Here is a 14,552-nt window from a genome sequence, read left to right as displayed (position 1 = left end):
CCCCCCTCTCTGCCTGTCTTCCCTTAACTCTTCGGAATCCAATCAACGTTGGCTTGCAGGCCGCTAAAGAGCGTTTGCAGGTCTTTTTCCGATTCACTGCTGTCAATCACGATATTCGTCTTCGCTTTCGACCCCAGGCAGAGCAGCGTCACGCTGTTCCCCAGGCCAGGCGTGGGAGTGGTTGGCGTCGGAGTCCCTGTGCTGGTGGGCGTGGGGGTAGGAGTCTCGGTAGTCGTGCCGGTGCTGGGTGAACACTGGAACGTCGGCGCGGCCTCGCCGCTGACGGCTGTTTCGGAGAACGCCAGCGAGTTTCCATTGGGCAGCAGATAGCTGACGCCAAAGCTGCTGCCCAGCACTTTATCGTGAATAATGGCCTCGCCAGCGACCAGGCAGCTTCCCTTGGCAAGCGTCTGGGGCAGATACACGGTGAAATCGAGGGCGCTCCTCACCTGCTCCCAGTCCGTCAACGCAGCCGGTGGAGATTGGCTGGCGTCTTGAAAGAGCAGCGTCTGTTTATCGCACCAGTGAAGCTGATTGAGCGGGGTATCAGTGGGCGGGAGCGGTGGGGTGTCGTTACACGCCGCCAGCGCCAGCGGCAAGAGCAAGAGCGCGCCCAGCGCCCGGCCCGACGCTGCGCGGCCAGGCTGATGGCGCGCCAACCAGTTGAGGCAGAAAGCCATACCCATTTTTATCATCATCCAACAATCCTTAGCATAAGACACTATGATTCTGGAAGAAAGACGAATGGAAACCTATCAATGATTCAATTCTGCCCGTCTTGTTCTTCCATTTCAACAACAACATCTTTGCCGGGCGCCAGGGGCAGCGCCTCAAGCTCAAGCGTATCTTGCTCGTCAATAGGCGGAGGCAGCAGCGCGGGCGGCTCCTCCTCTTGAGCAGGCTGCTCTCTCAAAGGGCCACGATAGACCGGCCTGGGCAAGCCTTCGCCGGGTACAGGTTGACCCTTCCGGCTGGTGAGCAGCGCGCCAGAGACAATCACCAGCAGCCCCAGCAGCAGCGCCCCACCCAGCGTACCCACCACCAGCAGAGCGCCCGGAGCGCAAGGAATCGGCGCGCCCTGGCAGACACGCTCGCTGTAGGGCTGATAGAGGCCGGCCAGCCATCCAGGCAGCCGATCATAACTGAGCAGCAGCAGCCCGAACAGGACAACGCAAACGCCCAGCGTCCAGCCGATGAACGCGCGCCTGCGGCGCGATTTGCCGCGATCAAGCAGCGACAGTGCCAGGGTAAGCGCCATCAGCGCGCCCAGCGTCACGCCGAACCAGACCAGCCCCTGTGGCAGAATCTGGAGCGCATCCAGAAACCAGCCGGGGAAGGCAAAACTGCTGGCCCCTGGCGGGACGGGGAAGCTCTGAACATAGACTTCATCATAGAATGGCGCGCTGCTGTGCGACCCCATCGCAAAGAACAGGGCAGAAGTATCTTGCGCCCAACCAAGCTGCTCGACATCGGCAAGCGTCGGGTTGGGAAGCACGCTGTTCAGCGTGAACGCGGGCCAATTCCAGATCACTTCGCCTTGCTGCGCGCTGCTGGCAGCCGCCAGCAGCGCGCTATCGGGGGACCAGGCCAGCGTCGGCCCATTGACAAACATAGAGGCCAGCGCATCCCAGCGGCGGCTCTGCGTATCGAAGACACGCAGTTGAGCATTATCGCCGCCTTTGGTCGGGCCAACCGCTCCCACCGCCAGCCAGCGCCCATCCGGGGAAAAGGCCAGCGCCGCCCCGGAGCCGGAATCAATCAGGTTGGGGCCGACCAACGGAGCCTGCTGGCCGAGCGAGAACAAAAAGAGGCCATCTTCGCTGGATGCTTCATAGCCGGTCAGCGCCGCCAACAACTGCCCATCCGAAGACCAGAAGAGCGAAGGAACAGCCGGAGTATCCACCACCTGAAGCGGCTGCCCCGGCAAAAGATAGCGCGATTCAATCGTAGGAGGCTGGTCCGGCGCGCCCAGCGCCAGCACTTCCAATACCACGCCACGAGACGCCGCCAGCGAAAGCGCCAGCCGCGCGCCATCAGGCGACCAGGCCAGCGCCATGACCGGGCAGACGCTGGCGCCTTTGATCGTCGTCAGGGGGATGCCATCCAGCAAATCCTGCTCAGCGCCCTCGACCAGATCGGGAAGACTGGTATCAATCCTCACCACAGAGCAGGTAGCGCCAGACTCAGAAACACCCAGGCGCAGCGCCGTTAAAAAGCGGCTGTCCGGCGACCAGGCGACTGGCGCGCTCTCATCGAGCAGCGCCAGGGGTGGATGGTCCACATCAATCAGTGATTGTACCAGCGCCATATGGGCATCTGCGCCGATCAATCCACAGGCAAAAGCGTGATCATCCGGGGCCACCGCCACCTGAGCGCAGTTCGGCCCGTTGGTCAGCGACTTAAAACGCTGATCGGCAGCCGCCGGATCACTCAGGCCCACGTTGGCCCCATCCCACAGCAGCAAACGCGCAGTGGGAGCCTGCGCAGTGGGGGGCAGCCACCAGAAATGCAGCGCGCTCTGGCCGCCCTGGGCAACGGCCCGATGCAGGCCAGGGCCATCCAGTGTCAGATGCAGCGGCTTGCCGCAGCCAGCCAGCATCAGCGCGAACAGCGCCACCCACAGACCCCAAGCCTGACGAAAAGCCCGGTGACGATGAGAACGATCAGCGCGGTTGAGGGGGTTCATCCGCACGCGCCGGAGCGCCCGCAGGCTCCGCATCTCATATATACCCCACGATAGCAAGGATATGACCACCCGGCTCCAGACGCTCGACCCGCCGGGCCTTTCTACCCGCTCCACACGCTGCCATTGTACAGCTTCTTGCACAAGAGGACAAGAGCCTGCCTCACTTGTAGCGCCGCCTTCCAGGCGGCAGGGGGGCTGCGGGGGCGTGGTACCTGTAGCGCCGCCTTCCAGGCGGCAGGGGCTGCGGGGGCGTGGTACCTGTAGCGCCGCCTTCCAGGCGGCCAACGCTGCGCCAGGGCGAGCGTGCGCCCTCCAGGCCACCAGACCAGCGAGCCAACGAGGCGCCGCCATCTCTGGCGGCGCTACAGGCGGGCGCCAGCCCGTCATTATGCTCGCGTGGTGACGCGCTGCCAGGCCATGCGCACCGCCGAGCCATAGATGCGTGGATGCTTGCTCAGCAGCAGACGAATCATGCTGAAGAACCCGCTGTCCATCCCGATAATCGGCGTTTCCAGCAGCGTCCGCTGCAACACCTGATGACCCTCCGACGTGCCAAAGAGGCCATAGAACGCCGTCAGGTCCGTATTGGAGCCAATGCGATCCAACGCCCAGCGCAGCCAATCTTCAATCTGAAGGTAATGGCCTAATCGTCCGGCGTGCGGCAGATCGCGCAGATAGTTCTTGACCGAGCCAGGCACACCGTTGAGGATTTCATTTGCCACCGCCTGCGCCGCCAGCCGCCCGCTGATGAGCGCGGGATAGATGCCTCCGCCGGTGGCCGCGCCACACAGCCCGGCGGCATCCCCCAGCAGCAGCGCCCGGCCTCTGGCGTCGTCCCGATAGACGCGCCGCAGCCGCCCACCAACCGGAATCGTCCCGCCCTTGCGCTTGACGACACGCATCTGGCTCATATCAATCTGCTCGCCAAAGAGCGTTTGCGCCACGCGCAGCGATTCGGTGGGGTTGAACTTGCGCAGATGCCCGGCCACGCCCAGCGCGGCGAGGTCGCCATGCGGCGCGAGCCACAGACAATAGCCGGGGGCCAGATCGTGATTCATAATCAGAAAGAACGTTTCTCGATCAACCGGCACGCCCTCCACCAGCCATTCCGCGCCCGCCAGGAAGTGGGTGTTCTGGTCCAGCCCCAGGCGCTGCGCTACTGTCGAGCGCGGGCCATCCGCGCCAACCAGCAAGCGCGCCCGCGCCGTCTCGCGGGTTCCAGGCGTGACGCCCTTTGCCTCGTGTTCAGGTAGCGCGCCAAACGTCACCTGCATCAGCCCATCCTCGTCGCGGCTCGCATCCAGAAAGGCCGCGCCGGAGCGAATCGTCGCGCCGCGCGCCTGGGCCTCTTCGGCCATCCAGCGCAGCATCCCCGTCACATCCACCATATAAAAGCGATAGGCCGAGGCGCTAATCTCAATCGGCTCCGCGCGGTTGGGGGCGCGCAGGCTCACCCGGCGCACCGAGTTCATCAAATAGCGCGCGGGTACATCAGTCACATCCAGCACATCGCTGAAGAGCACACCTGTCGTGCGCACAACGCCGCCAATCTCGGCATCCTTCTCTAGCGCCAGCACGCGCAGCCCGCGCGCCGCCGCCACGCTGGCGAAGCTCAGGCCCGCAAAGCTTGCCCCCACGACAATCACATCGTATACGTCACCCTTCTGGCCGACAGTCAACGGCATCAACGGCTCCCTTTCTTCTCAGGTCCACTCAGGCGCACAATCGCCTTGTTGGACCTTTATTTTACACGAGCCGGGCCGATGAGCGAAAGAGCGTTTCTTGACAAACCCGCGCTGGCCGCGTTCATCTCCCTGGTATGGCCTTTGCAGACCATCGTATCTTTGTTGTCTATGAGTCTGTTGTCAGCAAAGAAAGGGCCGCACCCATGCACACCATCAAAGAGATTACGTCATTCGAGATACCAGCGGGGAAGGACGAGGAGTTTCTGAAAGGATGGAACGAAATCGCCGAGCAGATGCGGCGCGCCCCAGGCGCTCTGTCAATCCACCTGCACGAAAGTCTGGACCCATCGGCAAAGTTTCGCTTTGTGGCGGTCACTCAATGGGAATCGTCGCTGCTCTATGAAGCGACCAGGGACCAGGCGACCAGAGCCTTTGAGGCGCTGCGCCGGAAGATGCCCTTCGCCGCCTACCCGGCGCTCTATCGCCTGGTTGTCGCCTCGGCAGCGACTCCGCCCCCACTCGCAGCCTTCCCGGTAGTCGGATAGCCGCCGATACCCACCTACAGCGTTGGCTTCCAGGCGGCCAGCACTCAACATTAGAGATCGGGAAGCTGCCAGTCAATCTCTGGCTTGCCATTGGCGCACAAGGCCGCGTTGATCTTCGAGAAGGGCTTGCTGCCAAAGAACCCGTTGCGCGCCGAAAGCGGCGACGGATGCGCGGACTGGATGATCGTGTGCCTGCTGGTATCAATCAACGCGGTCTTCTTTTGCGCGTAAGCCCCCCACAGGACAAAGATCACTGGCTCGCTTTTTTCGTTGACCCTACGAATCACGGCATCGGTAAAGGTTTCCCAGCCGTGATTTTTGTGGGAATTGGCCTGATGCGCCCGAACCGTCAGCACCGCGTTCAGCAGCAAGATGCCCTGTTTCGCCCAGGGAACCAGAGAGCCGTTGTTGGGTACGCGAAAGCCCACATCGTTGCGCAGTTCGACAAACATGTTCGCCAGCGACGGCGGCGGCTTGATGCCTGGGCGCACCGAAAAACAGAGTCCGTGCGCCTGATGATCATCGTGATAGGGATCCTGACCCAGCAGGAACACATTCACCTGCGCGTAGGGAGTCAGCGCCAGGGCTGAAAAAACATCTTCTTCCGGGGGAAAAACGGTCTGCGTGTGGCGTTCCTCGTCCACAAACGCTTGCAGCTTCTTGAAGTAGGGTTTCTCCAATTCATCAGCCAGCAGCGGCTGCCAGCCATCGGGAAGCGGTAACTTCATAGCGCGCTCTTTCTCGAACACTACACAAACGGCCTGGAGCTTTCTCCAAAGTTGAACCCCTGCTGAATGATTCTAACGCAGGCCGCTAAAAGTGGAAAGAGGGCGCGCAAGGCTGGTTCTCCCAAATCTGAGGTGTTGGCAAGCGAGGCGTGTTACTGGCAGCGCCGCCATCTTGGCGGCCAGCGTTGGCCTGCTGGTAGGTTGGCCTGGAGGGCGAACGCTCGCCAGGGCGCAGCGTTAGCCGCCAGGATGGCGGCGCTACAAGTGACCCCCGATAATTGGTGGAACCCGCAAGGCTGATACAGACAACCGCGCCCTGGCGGTATGCCCCAGGGCGCGGTTGTCTGTTAATCGCCAGCGACTTCCGCGCCTGCGGGAACCTGCGCGGCTGGCGGCTGCGCGCTCGCCAGTGTCCCCAACGGCCTCGGCAGAAACTGCCGCGCCTGTCGCACCAGGAACGTACCCAGCCCGAAGATAATCAGCGCGTTGACGGGATGGAACGCAAACAACCATCCCAGGCTGCTGGGGTTAGCCTGAGCAACCTCCGCAAACACATACTGCAAGCCATAGAGGACGAACAGCAGCGCGATCAACCCAACGATCTTGAGCGGGAGCCGCGCGGCCAGGGACAGCAAAAACAGGACAATGATCAGGAGAGAAAACGTGTGGCCCAATTCGATATGTGGCTCAAAGCCCAGCGTGGTGAAGAAGCTGAGGCCGATCAAGAAGAACTGCGCGACCACAGCCAGCATAAACAGCCAGGCGACAACAAGAAAGCCATAGCGCGCGCCCAGGACCAGGGGATGGATGCCCGCGCGCTTTTCTGATGTGGGCTGCATAAAAGGGATAACCTTTCTCGCTCAAACGTCGTCAGCAAGCATCTCTCGCTAACGGAGCAGCCTCGCATCGTTCTATGCCGATGCCCCAAACTGCTTCTCCCCCCAGGATACCCGACGTCCGTGACGAAAGTGTTACGAACCGCGTTACGAACCCCGCCACCAGACGTTCAGGCTGCTCCCCTTGTATACGCTTTATGGTCTGTATGGGTTATAGGTTGGTAGAATCTGTGAAGCCGCCCTTCACAGAATCATTATGGAGACAGCGCACATTCTGTCCCCAACCTATCTATCCTGGAGGTCAGATGACTGCTCACATCACCATTCGTGGCGCTCGGCTGCATAACTTGAAAAATGTCACCCTTACGATCCCCAAGAACCAGTTCGTCGTCCTGACTGGCCTGTCCGGTTCGGGCAAATCCACCCTTGGGTTCGACATCCTGCACAAAGAAGGGCAGCGCCAGTACCTGGAGGCGCTCGGAATGGTTGCCTTTGGAGTGGCGAAGCCCCCGGTTGATGTCATCACCGGGCTTTCCCCATCAATCAGCATAGACCAGCATCTCACCAACCACAGCCCGCGCTCCACAGTTGGCACCACCACCGAAATCTATACCTATCTGCGCGTATTATTTGCTCGCCTGGGACACCGCCCCTGCCCAACCTGTGGAAAAACCGTCCCGCCTTCCTTCGACCCTTCCAACGCGGAATGGGAGAGCGAATCCAGCGCGGACGACGCATCCGCTCCAGAAGAAACTTTTCCCTGCCCACATTGCGGCGCGCCCATTCCAGAGATCGGCATGGCCCATTTTTCCTTTAATAAACCCGCCGGGGCCTGTCCAACCTGCACCGGCTTGGGCAGCACCCATCAGGCCAACATCAAGCGCCTGGTTGACGAGCAAAAGAGCATCCCTGATGGCGCCGTTGCCGGGTGGGACCACCATTTGCACATCAACTACAACATCGCCACCTTGCAGGCAGCCGCTGCGCATTACGGGTTCGCATTCGATTTCTCGCTTCCGGTCAAAGACTATAGCCAGACGCAGCGCGACCTGCTGTTCTTTGGGGTGGACAACCCGCTCTTTCGCCGCCACTTCCCAACTATCGAGCCGCCAACCACCGTCCGCCAGGGACGCTTCGAAGGCATCACCACCAATCTCCTGCGCCGCTACGCTGAACACCTCCACGAACACATCCACGAAGCCGATTACCACGACAAGCTGGAAGAATTCCTCGTCACCCAAACCTGCCCCGACTGTGCTGGCACGCGCCTGCGCCCTGAAAGCCGGGCCGTGACTGTCAACGGGCAGACCATCATCGCCGTCTCGCGCCTGTCGCTTGGCGACCTCGGCGCCTGGCTGGACGCTCTCCCTGCCGTTCTCAGCCCCGATGAAATGATCATCGCCGAACCTATCCTGATTGATCTGAACGAGGGCATCGCGCGGCTGGTCGAAGTCGGCGCCAGTTACCTGACCCTGGAACGCTCGTCGCCCACCCTCTCAGCCGGTGAGGCCCAGCGGCTGCGTCTGGCTTCTTTGCTTGGTTCGGGGTTGAGCGGCGTTCTGTACGTGTTCGACGAGCCAACCATCGGGCTGCACCACCGCGACACCCGCCGCCTGATTGACGTTTTGCGCCGCCTGCGCGATCTTGATAACACCGTCCTCGTCATCGAACACGACCTGGAAATGATCTCCGCCGCAGATTACGTGGTTGACTTCGGCCCAGGCGCGGGCAAACACGGCGGGCAGGTGGTCGCCGCCGGTACACCGGCTGAAATTGCCGAGCAGCCGGGGTCGCTCACCGGAGATTACCTGGCCGGGCGAGCATCCTTCCCTGCCCCACAGCGCCGCCGCGCGCCAACCGACAAAGCCATTACCATACGCGGCGCTCGCCAGCACAATCTCCAGAACATCACTGTGCGCCTACCGCTGGGCTTGCTGGTCGCTGTGACGGGCGTATCCGGGTCTGGCAAATCCTCGCTGGTATTCGACATCCTTGACCGCGCCATCCGCCAGCGCCTCTATGGTTCGAGCGACGCCCCCGGTGAACACGACGCTATCGAAGGCTACGAATATCTCGATAAGATCATCACCATTGATCAGAATCACATCGGGCGCATCCCGCGCTCGAACGCCGCAACCTATTCCGATACGTTTACCCCGATCCGCGAAGCATTTGCCGCTACTCCTGAAGCGCGCCGCCTTGGGTTATCTGCCCGCCACTTCTCGTTCAACGTCCCAGGTGGGCGCTGCGAGCGATGCGAAGGCGTCGGCGCCCTGACCATCAACATGCACTTCCTGCCTGACGTAGAAGTGCGCTGCCCGGCCTGTCACGGACGCCGCTTCACCCGCGAGACGCTGACCGTGCGTTACCGTGATCACGACATTTCCCAGGTACTCGATCTCACCATTGAAGAAGCCTTGACGCTGTTCAAGGATGTTCCCGCTGCCCTCTCCCGCCTCCAGGTGCTATCCGACGTTGGCCTGGGCTATCTCCAGCTTGGGCAACCCGCCACCACACTTTCAGGCGGCGAAGCCCAGCGCGTCAAGCTGGCGAAGGAACTGGGCCGCCGTGTCACTGGTCGCACCCTGTATGTACTCGACGAACCTACCACCGGCCTGCACCTGGCCGATACCGCGCGTTTGCTGGGGGTGCTCCAACGCCTCGTGGATGCAGGCAACACCGTGATAGTCGTGGAGCATAATCTGGAATTGGTAAAGGCAGCCGATTGGGTCATTGACCTTGGGCCGGAAGGCGGCGCGGGGGGCGGCAAACTGATCGCTCAGGGAACTCCCGAACAGATCACCAGAACCCCTGGTTCATACACCGGCCAGAGCTTGAGGGAAATAGTGCAGTAGCATTCAGCTTGATCTTATTAACAAGCAAGCTGAAATATTGTATCCACCGGATGTTTTCTAGCCCTATCTTACCATACTGATCCAGTAGTACACATCGCCCAAACAGGCGATGTTTTTTTGTCTGGCTTAGAGTATGGTTTCCCCAGGAGATCGAGAGGGGACTTGACGGTTAGCATGTCCAGGCATACTAACCCCCATTCAGGTTATTGATGGTTAGCATGTCCAGGTATGCTAACCCCCATTCAGGTTATTGACGGTTAGCACATTGGTGTAACAGGAGAATCAGCCATGACCACACCCGGCCCACAGGCCAGCCTGCCCTCGAAAGCCATCAACTGGCGGCAGCACCTCGATCTGCTGGTCACGTATCTGCGCCCGCAGTGGCCTGAAGTCTTGCTGATGACAATCTTACTCCTCGCCAGCATTGGCCTGGAGCTAGTTGGCCCGCAAGTCCTGCGCGCCTTCATTGATAGCGCCCGCAGCGGCGGCAGCCTGGCGACACTGAGCGGCGCGGCTTTGCTTTTTCTCAGCGCAATGCTCGGCGCGCAGCTAATCTCCGGCCTCGCGGGCTATTTCAGCGAAGATGTCGGCTGGACAGCCACCAACCGCCTGCGCTCCGATCTGGCCTTGCACTGCCTGACGCTCGACCTCAGTTTTCACCAGAACCACACGCCCGGCGAACTCATGGAGCGCGTAGATGGCGATGTTGCCACGCTCGCGGAGGTCTTTTCGCAAGTGGTCATCAACGTGCTGGGGAGAGGCGCGCTGCTGGCGGGCGTCCTGGTTCTGGTGGCGCGGGAAGACGCGCGCATCGGTCTGGCGCTGGCGGTCTATGGCGCGCTACTCATACCCATCTTGCGCCGGGTCCAGCGTCTGGCGATTCCGGTCTACAAGGCGGCGCGCCAGGTGACGGCTGAAATGAGCGGCTTCTGGGGCGAACATCTCGGCGGGCTGGAAGACCTCGTTTCCAGCGGCGCTGCCGCCTACGCGCTGCGCCGTTACTTCGCCCTCCAGCGCCGCCTACATCGCGCGCTGGTGCGCACCCAATTGTTCTTCGCCCTTTCAGTCAGCGCGAGCATGCTGCTCACCACGCTTGGCACAGCATTGACGCTGGCGCTGAGCGCCTTCCTATTCTTCCAGCACTCAATGACGCTTGGTACCGTCTTTTTGCTCTACAGCTACACCGCTCTGCTGACCAGCAATGTGCTGGAAATCAACGTCCAGGCAGATTCGCTGCAACGGGCAAGGGCCGGGCTGGAGCGCATCGCGGAACTCTCTCGCACACCACTCCGCCTGCAAGACGGGCCAGGCGTCAGTTTCCCTGAAGGACCGCTGGCGCTGGCGTTTCAGGATGTCTCGTTTCGCTACGCTCCCGATCAGCCGGTACTCACGCGGGTCTCATTTCAGCTTGCGCCAGGGCAGGTCTTGGGGCTGCTGGGGCACACCGGCAGCGGCAAAACGACGATCACGCGCCTGCTCTTTCGCTTTTACGATCCCGACAGCGGCGCTGTCTTGCTGAGTGGGCAGAATATTCGCCTGGCGCGCCTGGCCGATCTGCGGCGGCGCATCGGCATGGTCACCCAGGACGTGCAGGTGTTCCAGGGAACGGTGCGCGATAACCTGACCTTTTTCGACGCCAGCATCCCCGATGCCCGGCTGATACAGGCTATCGAAACGTTGGGGCTGGGCGAATGGTTCGCCCGGCTGCCGCGTGGGCTGGATACCACGTCTGGCCCCGATGGCGGCTTTTCGGCGGGCGAAGCCCAACTTCTGGCCTTCTGCCGCGTCTTGCTGCAAGACCCCCAGGTCATCATCTTAGATGAGGCGTCGTCGCGCCTCGACCCGGCCACCGAGCGCCTGATCGCGCAGGCCACCGCCAGCCTGCTCGCCAATCGGACCGGCCTTATCATCGCGCATCGGCTGGCAACCGTCGAGCGCGTGGATCGCATCCTGATCTTGGAAACAGGCCGCGTCGTAGAAGAAGGGCCACGCGCCGCGCTGGCGGCTGATCCTGGCACGCGCTACGCGCGCCTGCTGCGTACCGCTGATCGAGAGGAGCTGTTAGCGTGAAGACCTGGCACGTGTTCTGGCGATTGGTGCGCTTCTCGCCCTGGTCCTATTTGCTCACCTTCCTCTTGCAGTTTCCTCGCCAGTTGATCTGGCTGGCCCCTGGTCTGGTGCTGCAACAGGTCTTTGATCGGCTGAGCGGTGCGCCTGCTGGCAGCGGCAGTGCCGGGCTTGATGCGGGCTTCTGGCGCCTGCTCGCGCTCTTTGTCGCCGTGGCGATTGGGCGCATCGCCGCCGTAACAGGTACGGTAGTGACCCAACGCTTCCCCATGAACAGCAGCGCCACGCTGCTCAGAAAAAACCTCTTCGCGCGCCTCCTCCAGCGCCCCGGCGCGCTCCCGCTGCCCGCCGCTCCTGGCGATCTGGCGAATCGGCTCCACGAAGATATTTATGGTGAATATGCCAGCGCGGGCATCGCCTGGACGCTGGCTCAGATCATCGCTATGGTCGGGCTGGGAACGATGGCAGTAGTCGCACTGGTCATCATGGCCCGCATCAACCTGCTCGTCACGCTCGCGGCGGTCTTGCCGCTGCTGCTCATCAGCGTGGGCGTCCATCTGGCCGGGCGGCGCGTCGAAGGCTTTCGCCGAGCCAGCCGCGAAGCAACAGGCGGTGTCAGCGCCGCGCTGGGCGAGATGTTTGGCGCGGCGCAGGCCATCCAGATCGCCGGGGCCGCGCGCCGCGTCGTCGCCCATCTGACCAGCCTGAGTGCGACAAGGCGCAGGGCCGCGCTGCGCGAAAACCTGTTCAGCGCGCTCTGCCTGAACCTCTTCAGCGCCAGCGCCGCCAATATTGGCGTGGGCCTGGTCTTGCTGCTGGCGGGCCAGGCGCTGCGCGCGGGCAGCTTCACTGTCGGCGATTTTGCCCTGTTCGTCTCCTATCTTCCCCTCATCTCGCTGAGCGTCGAAGAACTCGCGGTGACGCTTGGCATGTATCAGCAGGCAAAAGTGGCTCACGAGCGGCTGCTGCCGCTGCTGGACGGCGCAGCGCCTTCGGCCCTGGTCGAGTATGGGCCAATCTATCAGCGCGGCCCGCTGCCCACTTTGCCGCCCATCCTCAAAACAGCGACAGACCGGCTGGAGCGGCTGGACGTGACCGATTTAACCTATCGCCATCCCGCCAGCGGGCGCGGCATCGAGGGCATAGCCCTGCGGGTCAAGCGCGGGCAGATGGTCGTCATCACCGGGCGCGTCGGCGCGGGCAAAACGACACTGTTGCGCGCCCTGCTGGGTCTGCTGCCCAAAGAGCGCGGCGACATCCGCTGGAACGGCGCGCTGGTGAGCGATCCAGCCCGCTTTTTTACGCCGCCGCGCTGCGCCTATACCGCGCAGACGCCGACGCTCTTCAGCGACACGCTGCGCAACAATATCCTGCTCGGCCTGCCGGAGCAGCCGGGCGATCTGGATGCCGCGCTGCGCCTGGCCGCGCTGGAGCGCGACGTGGAGACGTTCGATCAGGGTCTGGAAACGCTCATTGGCCCCAGCGGCGTCAGGCTCTCCGGCGGCCAGGCGCAGCGCACCGCCGCCGCCCGTATGTTTGCGCGAACGCCGGAACTGCTGGTCTTCGACGACCTCTCCAGCGCGCTGGACGTGGAGACTGAGCAGACCCTCTGGGAGCGCCTGTTCGCCGCAGCCATCCCGCCAGCGGGCCAGCAGAGCGCCGAATCAGTCCAGGCCCGAACCTGCCTGGTGGTCTCCCACCGGCACGCGGTCTTGCGCCGCGCCGACTCTATTATGGTCCTCAAGGACGGCCAGATCGAGGCTGAAGGGTGCTTAGATGATCTGCTGGCCCGCTGCGAAGAGATGCAGCGCCTGTGGGTGGGCGATCTGTGAAGCACAGCCCGCGTGTACCGCCGCCGTCTCGGCGGCCTCTTGCGTGTACCGCCGCCTTCCAGGCGGCTGGTGGCCGGGCTGCGGGGCGCCTGTACCGCCGCCGTCCCTGGCGGCGCAGCGCTGCGCCAGCACGAACGTTGCCCTCTACAGTCCCACGTCCCGGCAGTCCACCGATTCGCCGCCAGGGACGGCGGCGGTACAGGCGGCGGCTACAGCGCGACAAACACCCGCGCCACCTGCGCCAGCGCCAGGCTTTCGTCGCCAAGCTGGCGCTCCAGTTCCTGATAAACCTGCCCGACGCGCCGCCCCTGGCGCAGCAAGAACACGCCGCGCACCACGCGGTTGAGCAGGTCAAGCGGCGTCGCCATGCTGCGCAGGCCCGCCTCCAGTTCGGTGTGGAATATCAAGAGCAAGCCGCGCGGCTGCTGCTGCGCGATCTTCTCCGCCGCGAGCGGCCACCAGGATTGTAACTGCTCGGCGGGGTCGGCGCCAACGTCGCCCACGCTCCAGGGCGGGCGCTTCGCTGCTGCCGCCAGCAGCCGCTGCATATGATACTCGCGCCCCGCAGCGGGCAGCCCTGCCAGCAGCAGCGCCGCCTCGAAGCGAGCGCCAGAGAGCGGCGTCTGCCTCCGGCTGGCATTGCCAGCGGCAGCGGGCGCAGCAAAGCGCGGGGCTGAAAACGACGAGGGCGAGCCAGAGAAAGCCGAACGAAACGCAGACCGTTTGGACCCAAAGAGACGCATGGACCTGCTCCTTTCGCGCAAAGCGCGTGGCGTTGAACGCGAAAACGGCTCTCGCCTGGAGACGCGCGAGCGTCGAACATGGCCGCCCGATATATCCTATCGGACGCCCATTCCAGGAGAGAGCCGCCGAGCAGTTTTTGGCTTTTTGAGCGTACAATACCACTCAGCCTCACTCCTGGTATGATCAGGGCTGGGGCGAGTGGCGCGCCGGTGTTTCTTCACCGGCTGCGCCATGCCATTCGCGTTATTCAGTTGTCTATTCCGCGAGACAACTCCTACAAACACACAACACAGGGAAGCGATGAAAGTAGTATACCGTCTCTCATTCGACCTGTCAAGGGGTGTAGACAAAAGTAATTCCAATACACATGAGGTGTTGGCAGGCAAGATGTGTCACTTGTAGCGCCGCCTTCCAGGCGGCCAACGATTCGCCAGAGCGAGCGTCCGCCCTCCAGGCCAACGTCCCGGCAGGCCAGCGTTGAGCCGCCGGGAAGGCGGCGCTACAAGTGGGCGCCGCCTTCCAGGCGGCAGGAGAGGGGGGCTGAGGAGGCGTGTAGCGCCGCCTTCCAGGCGGC

Annotated in this window: 11 protein-coding genes; 5 read left to right on the top strand and 6 right to left on the bottom strand. The window is 62.7% G+C overall.

Annotated elements, in window-relative coordinates; all coding sequences use genetic code 11:
- Window positions 1-23: 23 nt before the first annotated feature.
- The 3 genes from VH599_10890 to VH599_10880 form a co-directional block, all read right to left on the bottom strand.
- A complete protein-coding gene (locus VH599_10890) occupies window positions 24-698 on the bottom strand; it encodes a hypothetical protein (protein HEY7348811.1) in 675 nt (224 codons plus the stop codon).
- A gap of 65 nt (window positions 699-763) precedes the next feature.
- The gene (locus tag VH599_10885) at window positions 764-2,719 is read right to left on the bottom strand and encodes a WD40 repeat domain-containing protein (GenBank protein ID HEY7348810.1); all 1,956 of its coding nucleotides are present in this window, start codon (window positions 2,717-2,719) and stop codon (window positions 764-766) included.
- A gap of 353 nt (window positions 2,720-3,072) precedes the next feature.
- Window positions 3,073-4,371: an NAD(P)/FAD-dependent oxidoreductase gene (locus tag VH599_10880; protein HEY7348809.1), complete on the bottom strand. Its 1,299-nt coding sequence runs from the start codon at window positions 4,369-4,371 to the stop codon at window positions 3,073-3,075.
- A 203-nt stretch (window positions 4,372-4,574) separates the two neighbouring features.
- On the opposite strand from VH599_10880, the gene VH599_10875 reads away from it, so the two are divergent.
- Window positions 4,575-4,916 carry an antibiotic biosynthesis monooxygenase family protein gene (locus VH599_10875; protein HEY7348808.1) on the top strand — a complete coding sequence of 114 codons (342 nt, stop codon included), beginning with the start codon at window positions 4,575-4,577 and terminating at the stop codon, window positions 4,914-4,916.
- Window positions 4,917-4,966: 50 nt separating this feature from the next.
- On the opposite strand, the gene ung is transcribed toward VH599_10875, so the two are convergent.
- Window positions 4,967-5,644, bottom strand: a complete 678-nt coding sequence (gene ung, locus VH599_10870; protein HEY7348807.1) for a uracil-DNA glycosylase — start codon at window positions 5,642-5,644, stop codon at window positions 4,967-4,969.
- Between the two features lie 347 nt (window positions 5,645-5,991).
- The gene (locus VH599_10865) at window positions 5,992-6,483 is read right to left on the bottom strand and encodes a DUF6220 domain-containing protein (GenBank protein ID HEY7348806.1); all 492 of its coding nucleotides are present in this window, start codon (window positions 6,481-6,483) and stop codon (window positions 5,992-5,994) included.
- 302 nt (window positions 6,484-6,785) lie between these two features.
- Between VH599_10865 and uvrA the strand changes: the two genes are divergently transcribed.
- The 3 genes from uvrA (at window position 6,786) to VH599_10850 (ending at window position 13,234) form a co-directional block, all read left to right on the top strand.
- The gene (gene uvrA, locus VH599_10860) at window positions 6,786-9,335 is read left to right on the top strand and encodes an excinuclease ABC subunit UvrA (protein ID HEY7348805.1); all 2,550 of its coding nucleotides are present in this window, start codon (window positions 6,786-6,788) and stop codon (window positions 9,333-9,335) included.
- 288 nt (window positions 9,336-9,623) lie between these two features.
- A complete protein-coding gene (locus tag VH599_10855; protein ID HEY7348804.1) occupies window positions 9,624-11,405 on the top strand; it encodes an ABC transporter ATP-binding protein in 1,782 nt (593 codons plus the stop codon).
- The gene (locus tag VH599_10850) at window positions 11,402-13,234 is read left to right on the top strand and encodes an ABC transporter ATP-binding protein (protein ID HEY7348803.1); all 1,833 of its coding nucleotides are present in this window, start codon (window positions 11,402-11,404) and stop codon (window positions 13,232-13,234) included. Before VH599_10855 ends, VH599_10850 begins: the two co-directional genes overlap by 4 nt.
- A 209-nt stretch (window positions 13,235-13,443) precedes the next feature.
- Here the strand turns inward: VH599_10850 and VH599_10845 are convergent, their stop codons facing one another.
- Window positions 13,444-13,977 carry a hypothetical protein gene (locus VH599_10845; protein ID HEY7348802.1) on the bottom strand — a complete coding sequence of 178 codons (534 nt, stop codon included), beginning with the start codon at window positions 13,975-13,977 and terminating at the stop codon, window positions 13,444-13,446.
- 390 nt (window positions 13,978-14,367) lie between these two features.
- Here VH599_10845 and VH599_10840 point away from each other — a divergent pair.
- Window positions 14,368-14,552, top strand: a 185-nt coding sequence (locus VH599_10840) for a hypothetical protein (GenBank protein ID HEY7348801.1), incomplete at its 3' end; no start/stop codon positions are given.

The sequence above is a fragment of the Ktedonobacterales bacterium genome (assembly GCA_036557285.1).
Taxonomy (GTDB): Bacteria; Chloroflexota; Ktedonobacteria; order Ktedonobacterales; family DATBGS01; genus DATBHW01.
The sequence above is the reverse complement of the archived record's forward strand: the minus strand, read 5'-3'. Positions and strand labels throughout refer to the sequence as shown.

Coding starts and splice junctions, on each gene's coding strand:
- VH599_10890 (HEY7348811.1), bottom strand. CDS start 698: ATGATGATAAAAATGGGTATGGCTTTCTGCCTCAACTGGTTGGCGCGC.
- VH599_10885 (HEY7348810.1), bottom strand. CDS start 2,719: ATGCGGAGCCTGCGGGCGCTCCGGCGCGTGCGGATGAACCCCCTCAAC.
- VH599_10880 (HEY7348809.1), bottom strand. CDS start 4,371: ATGCCGTTGACTGTCGGCCAGAAGGGTGACGTATACGATGTGATTGTC.
- VH599_10875 (HEY7348808.1), top strand. CDS start 4,575: ATGCACACCATCAAAGAGATTACGTCATTCGAGATACCAGCGGGGAAG.
- ung (HEY7348807.1), bottom strand. CDS start 5,644: ATGAAGTTACCGCTTCCCGATGGCTGGCAGCCGCTGCTGGCTGATGAA.
- VH599_10865 (HEY7348806.1), bottom strand. CDS start 6,483: ATGCAGCCCACATCAGAAAAGCGCGCGGGCATCCATCCCCTGGTCCTG.
- uvrA (HEY7348805.1), top strand. CDS start 6,786: ATGACTGCTCACATCACCATTCGTGGCGCTCGGCTGCATAACTTGAAA.
- VH599_10855 (HEY7348804.1), top strand. CDS start 9,624: ATGACCACACCCGGCCCACAGGCCAGCCTGCCCTCGAAAGCCATCAAC.
- VH599_10845 (HEY7348802.1), bottom strand. CDS start 13,977: ATGCGTCTCTTTGGGTCCAAACGGTCTGCGTTTCGTTCGGCTTTCTCT.